Origin of the sequence: Streptomyces sp. LaPpAH-108 (assembly GCF_000373625.1) — a bacterium.
In the GTDB taxonomy this organism is placed as follows: domain Bacteria; phylum Actinomycetota; class Actinomycetes; order Streptomycetales; family Streptomycetaceae; genus Streptomyces.
In genome coordinates this window covers 203895-219191 of sequence record NZ_KB891994.1, presented here as the reverse complement: position 1 = coordinate 219191, position 15297 = coordinate 203895, and the positions used below count along the sequence as shown (strand labels likewise).

The following is a 15297-nucleotide window of genomic DNA, read 5'->3' as shown; positions in this document are numbered from 1 at the left end:
TCGGTCGTCGTCCGGCCGCCCGGATCGTCTGCCCTGACCGAGGGGCGGCCGGACGGTTCGTGTCCAGGGGGTGGGCCCGGTGAGCGGGGAACGGCGGGTGGCGCACGATCCGGCGGAGCGGCCGTTCGTCGTCGTGTGGGAGACGGACGGGAGTGAAGGGGAGCCCGGGGAACGGGAGTTGGACGCGGCAGAGGCCCGGGACCTGGTCCGGCAGGTCGCCGCGTTCGGGCGGCCCGCTCCGCTGTTCGTCGTCTCCGGCACTGATCCGTTCCGCCGGGACGACCTGCCCGCGCTGATCGCCTACGGCACCGGTCTCGGCGTACGCACCGCGCTCAGCCCGACCGGCGCGCCCGCGCTCAGCGGCGAACAGCTGCGGGCCGTACGGGACGCGGGCGCCGTCGGGCTCGTCCTCGGCCTGCACGGCTCGACCGCCGAACTGCACGACGCCGTAAGGGAGATGCCCGGCGCACACCGGCGGACCCTGGACACCTGGGACACCGCCCGCGCGCTCGGCCTGAAGGTACGGATCGACACCGCCGTGAGCCGCCGCAACCTCCGCGGCCTGCCCGACATCGTCCGCCTGGTCGACCGGCACGGCGCGGCCCTGTGGAGCGCCTGCTTCCCCGTACCCGCCGCGCCCGGACCCGGTGGCCTGCGGGCCCTCACCGCCCGCGAGGTGGAAGACGTGCTCAACTTCGTCCACGACGCGGGCCTCGCCCTGCCCGTCAAGACCACCGGCGCCCACCACTTCCGCCGCGTCGTCCTGCAGCGGCGGATCCTCGCCGAGCACGGTGACGACCCTGTCGCCGTACTCGGACTCGGGCCGCTCTACCGGGAGTTGCGGGACCGCACCCCCGGCCTCGGCACCCGCACCCGTCCGCCCCTGGACGCCGACACCGGCCGGGGCTTCGTCCACGTCTCGCCCACCGGCACCGTCCACCCCGGCGGATGCCTCCCGCTCAGCGCGGGCACCGTCCGCCGGGCGTCGCTCACCTCCCTCTACCGCACCTCCCCCCTCTTCACCGGCCTGCGCGCCGCCGGAATGCTCCGCGGTCGCTGCGGCGCGTGCGAGTTCCGCCGCGTATGCGGCGGCTCCCGCTCACGGGCCTACGGCATCACCGGCGACCCCTACGCCGAGGAACCCTGGTGCGCCTATCAACCGGGCGCCTTCCCGTACCGACACGAGGTCGCACAGGCACTCGCCACGCACTACGCCCGCCCCCGCCCCGCGAAGCCACCGTTCGCCGCACGGCGGACCGAGGAGGAGCAGCCCCGCTGAGCGCGACTCGCTGTCGGCCGTGGTGCTCGTGTCCGCGCAGTTCACGTAGGCGCCGGCAGCAAGCGGAGCCGCAGTCCCAGCCCTTCCTCGCCCTGTGATCAGTTCCCTGCATACACTCACGCTGCCCTCCGGCACACCCGCCACGTTCGTGTGCTGACGTCCGGCGACGTGGGTGTTGTCGACAATGGGGGCAGACGGGTGTGGCGAGTGGGAGAGGGTGGAGGTGCGGGTGAAGATCCTCATCAGTGCGGACATGGAGGGGGCGACGGGTGTCACCTGGCCGGGGGATGTGCTGCCGGGGACGCCGCAGTGGGAGCGGTGCCGGGGGCTGTTCACGTCGGACGTGAACGCCGCGGCGGTCGGGTTCTTCGAGGGGGGCGCCGATCAGGTCCTCGTGAACGAGGCCCACTGGTCCATGCGGAACCTGCTCCTGGAGGACCTGGACGAGCGGGTGGAGATGCTGACCGGGCGGCACAAGTCGCTGTCCATGGTGGAGGGCGTGCAGCACGGGGACGTGGACGGGATCGCGTTCATCGGGTACCACGCCGGGGCGGGGATGGAGGGCGTCCTCGCCCACACCTACCTCGCCAACCAGATCACCGGCGTCTGGCTGAACGACGTCCGCGCGAGCGAGGGCCTGCTCAACGCCCATGTGGCCGCCGAGTACGGCGTCCCCGTCGTGCTCGTCACCGGCGACGACCTGGCCTGCGAGGACGCGCTCGGCTACGCGCCCGAGGCGCTGAAGGTCGCCGTCAAGGACCATGTGTCGCGGTACGCGGCCGTCTGCCGCACCCCGGCCCGCACCGCGGCCGACATCCGCGCCGCCGCCAGGGAGGCGGCCCGGCTCGCGGTCCGCCAAGAACCGCAGGACGCGGGCCCGTTCACCGTCGCCGTCGAGTTCGACGCCGAGCATCTGGCGATGGCCGTCACCGTCGTCCCCGGGGTCACGCGGATCGGGGAGCGGAAGGCGGCGTACACCGCAGACACCATGTACGAGTGCATTCGCACGTTCAAGGCGGTCACCACGATCGCCTCGTCCGCCGTGGAGGAGCAGTATGGCTGACCAGCAAGCCCTGGACGAGGTCGTCGAGTTCACCTCGGATCTCATCCGGATCGACACCACCAACCGGGGCGGCGGGGACTGCCGGGAGCGGCCCGCCGCCGAGTACGCGGCCGAGCGCCTCGCCGGGGCCGGTCTGGAACCGGTGCTGCTGGAGCGCACACCCGGGCGGGGCAATGTGGTCGCCCGGATCGCGGGCACCGACCCGGACGCCGACGCCCTCCTGGTGCACGGGCATCTCGACGTGGTGCCGGCCCAGGCCGCCGACTGGAGCGTGGACCCGTTCTCGGGCGAGGTCCGCGACGGCGTGGTGTGGGGGCGCGGCGCCGTCGACATGAAGAACATGGACGCGATGATCCTGGCGGTCGCGCGCGCCTGGGCCCGGGAGGGCGTACGGCCGCGCCGTGACATCGTGATCGCGTTCACCGCCGACGAGGAGGACAGTGCCGTCGACGGCGCCGGGTTCCTCGCGGACGCGCACCCGGAGCTGTTCGAGGGCTGTACGGAGGCCGTCGGGGAGTCGGGGGCCTTCACCTTCCACGACGGCACCGGGCGCGAGATCTACCCCGTCGCGGCGGGGGAGCGCGGCACCGGCTGGCTGCGGCTCACCGCGAGCGGCCGGGCCGGGCACGGCTCGAAGGTGAACCGCCAGAACGCGGTGACGCGGGTCGCCGCCGCCGTCACCCGCATCGGTGAGTACGAGTGGCCGCTCAGGATCACCCCCACGGTCCGCGCCGCGCTCACCGAACTCGCCGCGCTCTACGGCCTGGAGGACGACCCGGACGACGCCGACCTGCTGCTCTCCAAGCTCGGCCCGGCCGCCAAGCTCGTCGAGGCGACCGTCCGCAACAGCGCCAACCCGACCATGCTGGGCGCCGGTTACAAGGTCAACGTCATCCCCGGCGAGGCGAGCGCCCACGTCGACGGCCGCTTCCTCCCCGGCACCGAGGACGAGTTCCGCGCCACCCTCGACCAGCTCACCGGCCCCGACGTGGACTGGGACTTCGTGCATCACGGCGTCGCCCTCCAGGCACCGGTGGACGCGCCGGTCTACGCCCGGATGCGCGCCGCCGTGGAGGAGTTCGCGCCCGGCGCGCACGTCGTGCCGTACTGCATGTCCGGCGGCACCGACGCCAAGCAGTTCTCCCCACTCGGCATCAAGGGATACGGGTTCGCCCCGCTGCGGCTGCCCGAGGACTTCGACTACCAGGCACTCTTCCACGGCGTGGACGAGCGGGTGCCCGTGGACGCGCTGCACTTCGGCGTCCGCGTCCTGGACCACTTCCTGCGCACGGCCTGAACGGATGGGGGAGGACATGATCGAGCAGGCGTACGGCAGTTGGCCCTCGCCCGTCGACGCGGCCCTGGCCGCCGCGCACGACGGGCACCCGGAGTGGGCCGGGTTCGTCGGCGACGAGGTGTGGTGGACCGAGCCCCGGCCCGCCGAGGGAGGCCGCCGCACCCTCGTCCGGCGCACGGCCGACGGCACCGAGGAGACGGTGCTGCCCGCGCCGTGGAACGTGCGCAACCGCGTCATCGAGTACGGCGGCCGTCCCTGGGACGCCGTACCCCACGGCGGTCACCCCCTGCTCGTCTTCACCCACTTCGCCGACCAGCGGCTCTACCTCCGTGAACCCGGCGCCGAGCCGCGCCCGTTGACCCCGCTCTCCCCGGTCGGCGGCGGGCTGCGCTGGGCCGAGCCGCGCATCGACCTCGCCCGGGGCGAAGTCTGGTGCGTCCTGGAGGAGTTCACCGGCGAGGGGCCGGGCGACCTGCGCCGCGTCCTGGTGGCCGTACCGCTGGACGGCTCGGCCGCCGAGGACCGTACGGCCGTACGCGAACTCGCCCCGGAGCGGCACCGGTTCGTCACCGGAGCCCGGCTGTCGCCGGACGGGCGGCGGGCCGCGTGGCTCGGCTGGGACCATCCCCGGATGCCGTGGGAGGGCACCGAACTCCTCGTCGCGGAGGTCGGGGACGACGGAACGCTGGGCGAGCCCGAAGTCGTCGCGGGCGGGCCCGAGGAGTCCGTGACCCAGGTGGAGTGGTCCGCCGACGGGCGGCTGCTGTACGCCAGTGACCGCGACGGCTGGTGGAACCTCTACCGGGACGGCACCCCGCTGTGCCCGCGCGCGGAGGAGTTCGGCGGCCCGCTGTGGAAGCTGGGCCTGCGCTGGTTCGCGCCGCTGGACAGCGGGCTGATCGCGGTGCTGCACGGGCGCGGTGCCGCCGTGCTCGGGATACTCGACCCCGAGTCCGGCGAGGTGGCCGACGCCGCCGGACCCTGGACCGAGTACGCCTCGACCCTGGCCGCGCACGGCGCGAGAGTCGTCGCCGTCGGTGCCGGTCCGCACCGCGGGTACGAGGTCGTCGAGCTGGACACCGTCACCGGGCGGGCCCGCGCCGTGGGCGCCCGCCACCACGACCCCGTGGACCCCGCCTACTACCCCGAGCCGCGGGCCCGCGTCTTCACCGGGCCCGGTGGCCGCGAGGTGCACGCCCACGTCTATCCGCCGCACCACCCCGAACGGAGCGCCCCCGACGGCGAGTTGCCGCCCTACGTGATCTGGGCGCACGGCGGTCCCACCAGCCGGGTGCCGCTCGTCCTGGACCTCGACATCGCCTACTTCACCTCGCGCGGCATCGGCGTCGCCGAGGTCAACTACGGCGGCTCCACCGGTTATGGCCGCGCCTACCGCGAGCGGCTGCGCGAACAGTGGGGCGTGGTCGACGTCGAGGACTGCGCGGCCGTCGCCCTCGGCCTCGCGGAGGAGGGCGCCGCCGACCGGGACCGGCTCGCGATCCGGGGCGGCAGCGCGGGCGGCTGGACCGCCGCCGCCTCGCTGACCGGCACCGACGTCTACGCCTGCGGCACGATCAGCTACCCCATTCTCGACCTCGCCACCTGGGGCCCCGGCGACACCCACGACTTCGAGTCGCGCTATCTGGAGTCGCTGGTCGGACCGCTCCAGGAGGTGCCCGAGCGGTACGCCGAGCGCTCGCCCGTCACCCGCGCCGACCGGCTCACCGCTCCGTTCCTGCTGCTCCAGGGCCTGGACGACGTGATCTGCCCGCCCGCCCAGTGCGAGCACCTGCTCGCCGAACTCGCGGGCCGGGGCGTCCCGCACGCCTACCTCACCTTCGAGGGCGAGGGCCACGGCTTCCGCCGTACCGACACCCTCGTACGCGCCCTGGAAGCCGAACTCTCCCTGTACGCCCAGGTGTTCGGACTGGACGTGACGGACGTACCGAAGCTGGAGCTGCACGGATGAGAGAACTGGTACGCCCCGCCCGGCTCGCCCCCGGAGCCCGCATCGCCGTGGTCGCGCCCAGCGGGCCGGTGCCCGGCGAACGGCTGCGCGCGGGCCTGGACGTGCTGCGCGACTGGGGCCTCGAGCCGGTCGTCGCGCCCCATGTCCTGGACCGGCACGACGAGTTCGCCTATCTCGCGGGCACCGACGCCGACCGCGCCGCCGACTTCCAGCGCGCCTGGTGCGACCCCTCCGTGGACGCCGTGCTCTGCGCGCGCGGCGGCTACGGCGTCCAGCGCATGGTCGACCTGCTCGACTGGGAGGCGATGCGGGCGGCCGGGCCGAAGGTGTTCGTCGGCTTCAGCGACATCACCGTGCTGCACGAGGCCATCGCCACCCGGCTCGGCCTGGTCACCCTGCACGGCCCGATGGCGGCCGGGATCGACTTCATCGGCAGCGAGCGCGCCCGCGACCACCTGCGGCTCACCCTGCTCGCCCCGGAGAAGGTCCAGGTCATCGCCTCGGGCGGCGGCGCCCTGGTCCCCGGCCGGGCCCACGGTGTCACCCTGGGCGGCTGTCTCTCCCTGCTCGCCGCCGAACTCGGCACCCCGCACGCCCGCCCCTCGGCCCACGGCGGCCTGCTCTGCCTGGAGGACGTGGGCGAGGAGACGTACCGCCTCGACCGCTACCTCACCCAACTCCTGCGCTCCGACTGGCTGGAGGGGGTGCGCGGCGTCCTCCTCGGCTCCTGGGAGAAGTGCGACCCCTACGACCGGGTCCGCCCCCTGCTCGCCGACCGGCTCGGCCCCCTCGGGGTGCCCGTCGCCGAGGAGTTCGGCTTCGGGCACGGCGCGGACGCGCTGACGATCCCGTTCGGGGTGACGGCCGAACTCGACGCGGACCAGGGCACGCTGACCTTGGCGGAACCGGCGCTGCGATGAGTTGACCCTGCCGCGACGTCAACGTTTTTACTGGCCGCATGCGCATCGGAGAGATCGCCGCGCTCGTCGGAGTCACCACCCGAGCCGTGCGGCACTACCACCACATCGGCCTGCTGCCCGAGCCGGTCCGGCGGGCCAACGGCTACCGCTCCTACACCCTGCGGCACGCCGTGCTGCTGGCCCGCATCCGCAGGCTGACCGAACTGGGCCTCTCGCTGGACGAGGTGCGGGACGTGCTCGCGGACGACGCCGGGCGCGAACTGGCCGAGGTGCTGCGGGAACTGGACGCCGACCTGGCCCGCCAGGAACAGGAGATCCGGCGGCGCCGCGAGGTCCTGGCCGACCTCCTGGCGGGCCCCCTCACCCCGGACGCCCCGCTCTCACCCGCCCTCTCCGCCCTGCTGCGCGCCGCCCCCGCGACCACGTCGCCCTCCGCCGCCAAGGACCGCGAACACCTGGCCCTGCTGGAGACGGTGGCGGGCGGCGAGGCGGTGTACGACGCCCTGTTCCCGCTGTCCGAGGACCCGGCGCTGCTCGGGCTGTACGAGCGGCTGGACGCACTGGAGGACGCGGCGCCGGACGACCCCCGGATCGCGGCCCTGGCCGAGGACATGGCCGCCGCCGTGCCCGACGAGGTCGTCGCCGCGATCCCGGCGGGACCGGGCCGGTCGAACCCCGGCTTCGGCGAGGCGCTGCTCGCCGACTACCCACCGGCCCAGGCCGAGGTGGTACGCCGGGTGATGACCGACCTGGCCGCCCGGATCGAGCGGAGCGGAGCATGACCACCCGCGCCCGACGGGCCGCGGCCCTCGCCGGACTGGTCCCCACGCCCGTACGCCGGATCGTCGCGCACGAGGTCCGCGCCCTGTACGCCCTCGCGCTCTGGACCCTGCGCCGCCGCCAGGTCCCCGACGGCGCCCTGGCCGTCCCCTACACCGAGCCCCAGACGGCCATGGTGTACGGCCTGCTCTTCGTCTCGGTCGTGGAGACCGTCATGCTCGCCCTGCTGATCCCCTGGCCACTGGTCCACCGCATCCTGCTCGTGCTCGACGTGTACGGGATCGTGCTGGTCCTCGCGCTGCACGCGGCCTGCGTGACCCGGCCGCACCTCGTCGGCCCGGACGGCTCGCTGCGCGTACGGTACGGCGTGCTGTTCGACCTCCACGTCCCGGCCGACGCCATCGCCTGCGCGCGCGTCGACCGGCGTTGTCCGGGCCGGGGCCTGCTGTGCGTCGGCCCGGCCGGGGAGCTGGACCTCTCGGTGGGCGGCCAGACCACGGTGACGGTGGAGCTGGCCGAACCGGTGCCGTACGTCCGCCCGTTGGGTAAGCGGGGCCGGGTGCGCACCCTCAGGTTCCACGCGGACGATCCGCGTGCGCTGGTCCTCGCCCTCACCCGGGATCGCGCGGCCGACTCCGTCGAAGGGCCGGGCGGTCGAGCTTAAGCTGGGCCGATGCCGCACAGTTCGCGTCACCACCTCGCCGAAGGTCCCCGCGTCGCCGTCCGGCGGTTCCGGAGGGAGGACGGCGAGGAGTTCGTCCGGCGGGTGCGGGAGAGCAAGGACCTGCACGCGCCGTGGCTGGTGCTGCCCGACAGTGAGGCCGCCTACGCGGAGTACGCCGCCCAGCTGATCGACAGCCCGGCGCGGGCCGGATTCCTGGTCTGCGAGAAGGGCTCCGGGGACATCGCCGGGTTCGTCAACATCAACAACATCGTGCGGGGCGGCTTCCAGTGCGGCGCGCTCGGGTACGGCGCCTTCGCGCACGCCGCCGGACGGGGGCTGATGCGGGAGGCGCTGGAGGTGGTGATCGGGTACGCCTTCGGGGCGCTCGGTCTGCACCGGCTGGAGATCAACGTCCAGCCCGGGAACACCGCGTCGATCGCGCTCGCGCGGGGCGCGGGGTTCCGGCTCGAGGGCTTCTCGCCGAAGATGATCCAGGTCGGCGGCGAGTGGCGCGACCATGAACGCTGGGCGCTGACGACCGAGATGCGGGCCGGGGGCTGACGACCGATACGGGCCAGAGCCGACACCGGCGTCCGCACCTCGTCGGGGCGCCCCGCTCAGCCCGGCTGGTCGACGTACTCGAAGACCGAGCCGTCCGGGTGCACCGCGAGCAGGTTCCGGCCCGCCGGGGTCGCCAGCGGACCCGCGACCACGCGCGCGCCCAGCTCCGTGAGCTGCCGGTGGGCCTCGTCCACGTCCTTCACCGCGATGGTCGCCGTCACCTTGCGCAGCACCTCCAGCTCGGCCTCCGGCCCGCTCATCAGCAGGAACGAGCCGATCGCCGCGGCCTGCACCCCGCCCCGCCCGAACCGGTGCGCCCGGGTGCCCGTCAGCCGCTCGTAGAACGGGATCGTGGTCTCGAGGTCGTCGACGCAGATGCGCAGTGTGGCGCCCAGAATCTCCATACGGACGAGCCTAGTTGGGACGACCCGGCCCGCACAGGCGGTCCCCCCGGCCCGCACAGGCTGTCCCCGGCCCGCGCAGGCCGTCGCCTTCGAGGGCGCCCGGGCAGCGGCCGTCACCCGGATGACCCGCGGGGCGTTTGCCCGGCGCCCCTCCGGATACGCGGAGGAGGTCGGACGGGCCGCACACCCTGCGCTCACGCACGGTGACCGTAGGCGGCGGCCCCGGTCCCGGACGCCGTCCGACCGTCTCGGACCCCACGGAAGGAGACTCATGAACACCGCAGAACTCGCCGCACTCGGACAGCAGTTGCGGGTGGACAGCGTACGGGCCGCGCAGGCCGCGAACTCCGGTCACCCGACCTCCTCCATGTCGGCCGCGGACCTGATGGCCGTCCTGCTCGCGCACCACCTCCGCTACGACTTCGAGCGCCCGGACAACCCCGCCAACGACCGCTTCGTCCTCTCCAAGGGCCACGCCTCCCCGCTGCTGTACTCCGCGTACAAGGCCGCCGGGGCCATCGACGACGGCGAGCTGCTCACCTTCCGCAGGCTCGGCAGCCGCCTGGAGGGCCACCCGACCCCGCGCCGGCTGCCCTGGGTGGAGACCGCCACCGGCTCGCTCGGCCAGGGCCTGCCCGTCGGCGTCGGCATCGCCCTCGCGGGCAAGCGCCTGGACCACTCCGACAGCCGCGTATGGGTGCTGTGCGGGGACAGCGAGATGGCCGAGGGCTCCGTGTGGGAGGCCGCCGAGACCGCCGCGTACGAGCACCTGGACAACCTCACCGTCATCGTGGACGTGAACCGGCTCGGCCAGCGCGGCCCCACCCGGCACGGCCACGACCTGGACGCCTACGCCCGCCGCTTCCAGGGCTTCGGCTGGCACACGATCGAGGTCGACGGGCACGACGTGGACGCCATCGACCGTGCCTACGGCGAGGCCCTGTCGACCACCGGGCAGCCCACCGCGATCCTCGCCCGCACCCTCAAGGGCAAGGGCGTCGCCGCCGTCGAGGACCGCGAGGGCCAGCACGGCAAGCCGCTGCCCGACGCCGACGAGGCGATCGAGGAGCTGGGCGGCCGTCGCGACGCGCGCGTCCGGGTCGCCGAGCCGCCCGCCGGGGCCCCGCGCCGCATCGCCACCGAGCCGCTGAGCCTGCCGCGCTGGAACGTGGGCGACGAGGTCGCCACCCGGGACGCCTTCGGCGGCGCCCTCGCCGCGCTCGGCACCGCGCGCGGCGACGTGGTCGTCCTGGACGGCGAGGTCGGCGACTCCACCCGCACCGAGCAGTTCGCCAAGGAACACCCGGACCGCTTCTTCGAGACGTACATCGCGGAACAGCAGATGGTCGCCTCCGCCGTCGGCATCGCCTCCCGCGGCTGGCTGCCCTACGCCGCCACCTTCGCGGCCTTCCTGACCCGCGCCTACGACTTCGTGCGCATGGCCGCGATCAGCGGCTCCGGGATCAACCTGGTCGGCTCGCACGCGGGCGTCGCCATCGGCGAGGACGGCCCCTCGCAGATGGGCCTGGAGGACCTGGCGATGTTCCGGTCCGTCTACGGCTCCACGGTGCTCTACCCGTGCGACGCCAACCAGACCGCCCGGCTCACCGCCGCCATGGCCGACCTGAAGGACATCCGCTATCTGCGCACCTCGCGCGGCAAGACCCCGGTGATCTACGGCCCCGACGAGGAGTTCCCCATCGGCGGCAGCAAGGTGCTGCGCTCCAGCGCCGAGGACCGGCTGACCATCGTCGCCGCCGGGGTCACCGTGCCCGAGGCGCTGACCGCCGCCGACCGGCTCGCCGAGGACGGCGTCCGGGTCCGCGTCATCGACCTGTACTCGGTCAAGCCGGTGGACGTGGAGACCCTGCGCCGGGCCGCCGAGGACACCGGCTGCCTGGTGACCGTGGAGGACCACCGCGAGGAGGGCGGCATCGGGGACGCCGTGGTGGAGGCCTTCACCGACGGCCGCCCGGTGCCCCGCCTGGTCCGGCTCGCGGTGCGCACGATGCCGGGTTCCGCCACGCCCGAGGAACAGCTGCACGCGGCCGGGATCGACGCCGCGAACATCACGGCCACGGCGAAGCTGCTGGTGGAGGAGGCGATGGTGAGCTGAGGGGCGTCGGGAGCGGGGGACGGCCGGTTCAGTCCCGGGGTTCCTTCCGGCACAGGATCTCCCCGTGCAGCACCGCGAACCAGCCGTCCTCCCGCCGCCCCCACTCCCGCCACGCCCGCGACACCGCCCGCAGCTCCTCCGCGCTCGCGTGGCCGCCCCCGACGGCCCGGTCCGCGTACGCCGAGGCCAGCGTGCGGTCCGCCCACAGCCCGCTCCACCAGGCCCGTTCCTCGGCGGTGGCGAACGTCCAGGTGCCGGAGGTCGCCGTGATGTCCCGCAGCCCGGCCGCCAGCGCCCAGCTCTTCAGCCGCCGCCCGGCGTCCGGCTCGCCGCCGTTGGCCCGGGCGACCCGCTCGTACAGGTCCAGCCAGTCGTCCAGCCCGTCCACCGCCGGGTACCAGGTCATGGCCGCGTAGTCCGCGTCGCGCACCGCGACGATCCCGCCCGGCCGGGTCACCCGGACCATCTCGCGCAGCGCCCGCACCGGATCGCCCACGTGCTGGAGCACCTGGTGGGCGTGGACCACGCAGAAGGTGTCGTCCGGGAAGTCCAGGGCGTGCACGTCCCCCACCGCGAACTCGGTGTTGGTGAGGCCGCGTTCGGCCGCCGTCGCACGGGCCTGCTCCAGGATCCCGGGCGCGCGGTCGACCCCGGTCACCCGGCCGTCCGGGACCAGCGCGGCCAGGTCGGCGGTGATGGTGCCCGGACCGCAGCCGATGTCCAGGACGTTCATGTGCGGCTTCAGTGAACCCAGCAGATATGCCGCCGAGTTGGCGGCCGTCCGCCAGGTGTGCGAGCGCAGTACGGACTCGTGGTGCCCGTGCGTGTAGACGGCGGTCTCCCGCGGTTTCGGCATGGCCGGATCTCCCTCACCGCTCGACGGTCCGGCCACGGGCCCGTTGCGGACACCGTGGCCGTGCTGGACCGAACGCTACGCCCGGGCGCCGTATCGTGAGACCCGCGTTTCACCATACGGACTGACTGAGTGTCAGTTCACGGTGGCGCCGGGGCTGTAGACCGTCAGGGCGCGGGGCAGCACCTCCAGCGTCATCCGGCCGCCGACCGGGGTCACCTCGCCGTCGTAGGCCAGCGGGGTGCCGGGTGCGATGCCGGACAGGCGCAGCCGGGCGAGCTGGACGGCCGCGTGGGAGGGGGAGCGGGTGAGCGGGCCCGCGACGGCCGCCGTGAGCAGCCGCAGCGCCGGGTGGCCGCTGCCGTTCACCACCCGCACGTCGAGCCGCCCGTCCGACAGGTCCGTACGGCGGCCCGCTCCGAGACCCCGGCGGTGGTAGACGCCGTTGCCGACGAACAGCATCCACAGCGCCCGGCGCCGCCCGGCCGCCTCCACCTCCAGCGGATGGCAGTCCGCGCGCAGCACCCGCAGCGCGGCGAGGACCCCCGCGGCCCAGCCGCCGATCCGGGGCGACCAGTGCTCCCGCTCGCGCACCAGCTCCGGGTAGACCCCGAGGCTGAGCGTGTTGAGGAAGACGCCCGAGCCGGTGTCGGTGGTGAAGCGGCCCACGTCCACCCGGACCGCCTCGCCCTCGCGCAGGGCGTCGGCCAGATCGCGCTCGTCCTCCACGCCGAGGTCGTAGGCGAAGTGGTTGAGGGTGCCGCCGGGCAGCACCGCGAGGGGCAGCCCGCGCCGCAGGGCGATCTCCGCCGCCGCGTTCACCGTGCCGTCGCCGCCGCACACCCCGAGCACCCGGGCCCGGGCCGCCGCCTTCTCCAGCTCCGCGACCACGTCCTGCGGCGCGCACTCGACGATCTCGGCGCCCGGAAGCGCCGTACGCAGCACACTCACCCGGTCGGCGGTACCGGACGCCTGGTTGGCCACCATCACCAGCCCCTCGCCCTCCGGCAGCGCCGGGGCGTCGGCGGACGGCCGTGCGGTGGGCCGCGCCTGGGCACGGGTCTGCACCAGGGCCCGTACGGCGAAGGCGGCGCCCACCCCGAGCGCCGCACCGGCCAGCACGTCGCTCGGGAAGTGGACGCCCGTGTACACCCGGGACATCGCCACCGAGAACGCGATCGGCGCCACCGCCGCGCCCCACGCCGGGGACTCCAGCGCGACCCCGGTCGCGAAGGCGGCGGCCGAGGCGGCGTGGCCCGAGGGGAACGACGTGGTGATCGGCTGCCGCTTCAGCCGCCGGACCGCTGGAACCGGCGCGATCACCGGGCGCGGCCTGCGCACCGAGCGCTTGCCGAGGGTGTTGATGGTCAGCGAGGCAAGACCGAGCGAGGCCATGCCGCGCACCGCGGCCCGGCGGGCGCGCGGGGTGCGGGTCGCGGCGATGGCGGCGCCCGCGGCGAACCACAGCACTCCGTGGTTCGCCGTTCGGCTCAGCTTCGGCAGGACGCGCTCGGCGCCGGGCCAGTTCCGTTCGGCGGCCACCTCGAACAGCCGGGCGTCGGCGGCGAGCAGCCGCCGCAGCACCGAGCGGCCGGGGACGGGGACGGCGGTCAGGTCGACATCAGGGCTCATGGCGTCCGACTACCCCGAAGCGGGGCTTCCTTGTGCGGGATGTGGGCCGTCGGGGCGCGGGCCCCGCCGCCGACCACGGGAAACGAGTTTGCGTGCCGCTGTCGCGCCACCGGAGAATGCGCCGCATGGGACACCTGGAAGCCGCGCATCTCGAGTACCACCTCCCCGACGGGAGGACGCTGCTCGGCGACGTCTCCTTCCGGGTCGGAGAGGGCGCCGTGGTGGCCCTGGTCGGGCCGAACGGCGCGGGCAAGACCACCCTGCTGCGGCTGATCTCCGGTGAACTGAAGCCGCACGGCGGCACGGTCACCGTCGGCGGCGGCCTCGGCGTGATGCGCCAGTTCGTCGGCTCCGTACGGGACGAGACGACCGTGCGCGACCTGCTGGTCTCCGTCGCCCCGCCCGGCATCCGCACGGCCGCGAAGGCGGTGGACGAGGCCGAGCACGCGATCATGACGGTCGACGACGAGGCCGCCCAGCTCGCCTACGCGCAGGCGCTCGCCGACTGGGCCGAGGTGCGCGGGTACGAGTCCGAGACCATGTGGGACATGTGCACCATGGCCGCGCTCGGGATGCCGTACGACACGGCCCAGTGGCGCCTGGTGCGCACCCTGTCCGGCGGTGAGCAGAAGCGGCTCGTCCTGGAGGCGCTGCTGCGCGGCCCCGACGAGGTGCTGCTGCTCGACGAGCCGGACAACTACCTGGACGTGCCCGGCAAGCGCTGGCTGGAACAGCAGCTGGGGGAGACCCGCAAGACCGTCCTGTTCGTCTCCCACGACCGCGAACTCCTCGCCCGCGCCGCCGAGAAGATCGTCTCCGTCGAGCCAGGGCCCGCCGGGGCCGACGCCTGGGTGCACGGCGACGGCTTCGCCACCTATCACGAGGCCCGCCGTGAACGCTTCGCCCGTTTCGAGGAGTTGCGCCGCCGCTGGGACGAGAAGCACGCCCAGCTCAAGAAGTTGGTCCTGAACCTCCGCCAAGCCGCCGCCGTCAGCCATGAGATGGCCTCGCGGTACGCCGCCGCGCAGACCCGGCTGCGCAAGTTCGAGGAGGTGGGACCGCCCCCGGAGCCGCCGCGCGAGCAGAACATCACCATGCGGCTGCGCGGTGGCCGCACCGGCGTCCGCGCCGTGACCTGCGAAGGGCTCGAACTCACCGGTCTGATGCGGCCGTTCGACCTGGAGGTGTTCTACGGCGAACGCGTCGCGGTGCTCGGCTCCAACGGCTCGGGCAAGTCCCACTTCCTGCGCCTGCTCGCGGGCCAGGACGTGGCGCACACCGGCGCCTTCAAGCTCGGCGCCCGCGTCGTACCCGGCCACTTCGCGCAGACCCACGCCCACCCCGAGCTGCAAGGCCGTCCGCTGCTCGACATCCTCTGGAAGGAACACGCCCAGGACCGGGGCGCGGCGATGTCCCGGCTGCGGCGCTACGAGCTGACCGCGCAGGCCGAGCAGCCCTTCGACCGGCTCTCCGGCGGCCAGCAGGCCCGCTTCCAGATCCTGCTCCTCGAACTCGCCGGAGTCACCGCCCTGCTGCTCGACGAGCCCACCGACAACCTCGACCTGGAGTCCGCCGAGGCGCTGCAGGAGGGCCTGGAGGCGTTCGAGGGCACCGTCCTCGCGGTCACCCACGACCGCTGGTTCGCCCGCTCCTTCGACCGCTTCCTGGTCTTCGGCACCGACGGCCGGGTCCGGGAGACCCCGGAGCCCGTGTGGGACGAACGCCGGGTGGACCGCGTGCGCTGAGCCCCGCACGACCC

At 74.1% G+C, this 15297-nt stretch carries 13 protein-coding genes; 10 read left to right on the top strand and 3 right to left on the bottom strand.

Annotated elements, in window-relative coordinates:
• Nucleotides 1–79 precede the first annotated feature (79 nt).
• The 8 genes from B079_RS0116690 (at nt 80) to B079_RS0116655 (ending at nt 8533) form a co-directional block, all read left to right on the top strand.
• A complete protein-coding gene (locus B079_RS0116690) occupies nt 80–1279 on the top strand; it encodes a radical SAM/SPASM domain-containing protein (RefSeq protein WP_199779926.1) in 1200 nt (399 codons plus the stop codon).
• 229 nt (nt 1280–1508) lie between these two features.
• Nucleotides 1509–2342, top strand: coding sequence for a M55 family metallopeptidase (locus tag B079_RS0116685; protein WP_026248766.1), 834 nt, complete (start codon nt 1509–1511; stop codon nt 2340–2342).
• Nucleotides 2335–3639 carry a M20/M25/M40 family metallo-hydrolase gene (locus B079_RS0116680; protein ID WP_018546976.1) on the top strand — a complete coding sequence of 435 codons (1305 nt, stop codon included), beginning with the start codon at nt 2335–2337 and terminating at the stop codon, nt 3637–3639. The genes B079_RS0116685 and B079_RS0116680 overlap by 8 nt, the downstream gene beginning before the upstream one ends.
• Before the next feature lie 4 nt (nt 3640–3643).
• The gene (locus tag B079_RS0116675; RefSeq protein WP_018546975.1) at nt 3644–5608 is read left to right on the top strand and encodes a S9 family peptidase; all 1965 of its coding nucleotides are present in this window, start codon (nt 3644–3646) and stop codon (nt 5606–5608) included.
• Nucleotides 5605–6528 (top strand): S66 peptidase family protein, encoded by a 924-nt coding sequence (locus B079_RS0116670; RefSeq protein WP_018546974.1) that lies wholly within the window; start codon nt 5605–5607, stop codon nt 6526–6528. Before B079_RS0116675 ends, B079_RS0116670 begins: the two co-directional genes overlap by 4 nt.
• Before the next feature lie 38 nt (nt 6529–6566).
• Nucleotides 6567–7310, top strand: coding sequence for a MerR family transcriptional regulator (locus B079_RS0116665; protein ID WP_018546973.1), 744 nt, complete (start codon nt 6567–6569; stop codon nt 7308–7310).
• A complete protein-coding gene (locus tag B079_RS0116660; RefSeq protein ID WP_018546972.1) occupies nt 7307–7972 on the top strand; it encodes a hypothetical protein in 666 nt (221 codons plus the stop codon). Before B079_RS0116665 ends, B079_RS0116660 begins: the two co-directional genes overlap by 4 nt.
• 9 nt (nt 7973–7981) lie before the next feature.
• Nucleotides 7982–8533, top strand: a complete 552-nt coding sequence (locus B079_RS0116655) for a GNAT family N-acetyltransferase (protein ID WP_018546971.1) — start codon at nt 7982–7984, stop codon at nt 8531–8533.
• Between the two features lie 56 nt (nt 8534–8589).
• On the opposite strand, the gene B079_RS0116650 is transcribed toward B079_RS0116655, so the two are convergent.
• Complete coding sequence (locus tag B079_RS0116650) at nt 8590–8937, bottom strand: VOC family protein (RefSeq protein WP_018546970.1); 348 nt, start codon at nt 8935–8937, stop codon at nt 8590–8592.
• A 271-nt stretch (nt 8938–9208) separates the two neighbouring features.
• Between B079_RS0116650 and B079_RS0116645 the strand changes: the two genes are divergently transcribed.
• Nucleotides 9209–11053, top strand: coding sequence for a transketolase (locus B079_RS0116645; RefSeq protein ID WP_018546969.1), 1845 nt, complete (start codon nt 9209–9211; stop codon nt 11051–11053).
• Nucleotides 11054–11081: 28 nt separating this feature from the next.
• Here B079_RS0116645 and B079_RS0116640 read toward each other — a convergent pair whose 3' ends face one another.
• Entirely contained in the window at nt 11082–11909 is an 828-nt protein-coding gene (locus B079_RS0116640; protein WP_018546968.1) for a class I SAM-dependent methyltransferase, read from the bottom strand.
• Nucleotides 11910–12041: 132 nt separating this feature from the next.
• Complete coding sequence (locus tag B079_RS0116635) at nt 12042–13538, bottom strand: bifunctional phosphatase PAP2/diacylglycerol kinase family protein (RefSeq protein ID WP_018546967.1); 1497 nt, start codon at nt 13536–13538, stop codon at nt 12042–12044.
• A 125-nt stretch (nt 13539–13663) separates the two neighbouring features.
• On the opposite strand from B079_RS0116635, the gene B079_RS0116630 reads away from it, so the two are divergent.
• Nucleotides 13664–15283 carry an ATP-binding cassette domain-containing protein gene (locus tag B079_RS0116630; protein WP_018546966.1) on the top strand — a complete coding sequence of 540 codons (1620 nt, stop codon included), beginning with the start codon at nt 13664–13666 and terminating at the stop codon, nt 15281–15283.
• The last annotated feature ends 14 nt before the right edge of the window (nt 15284–15297 follow it).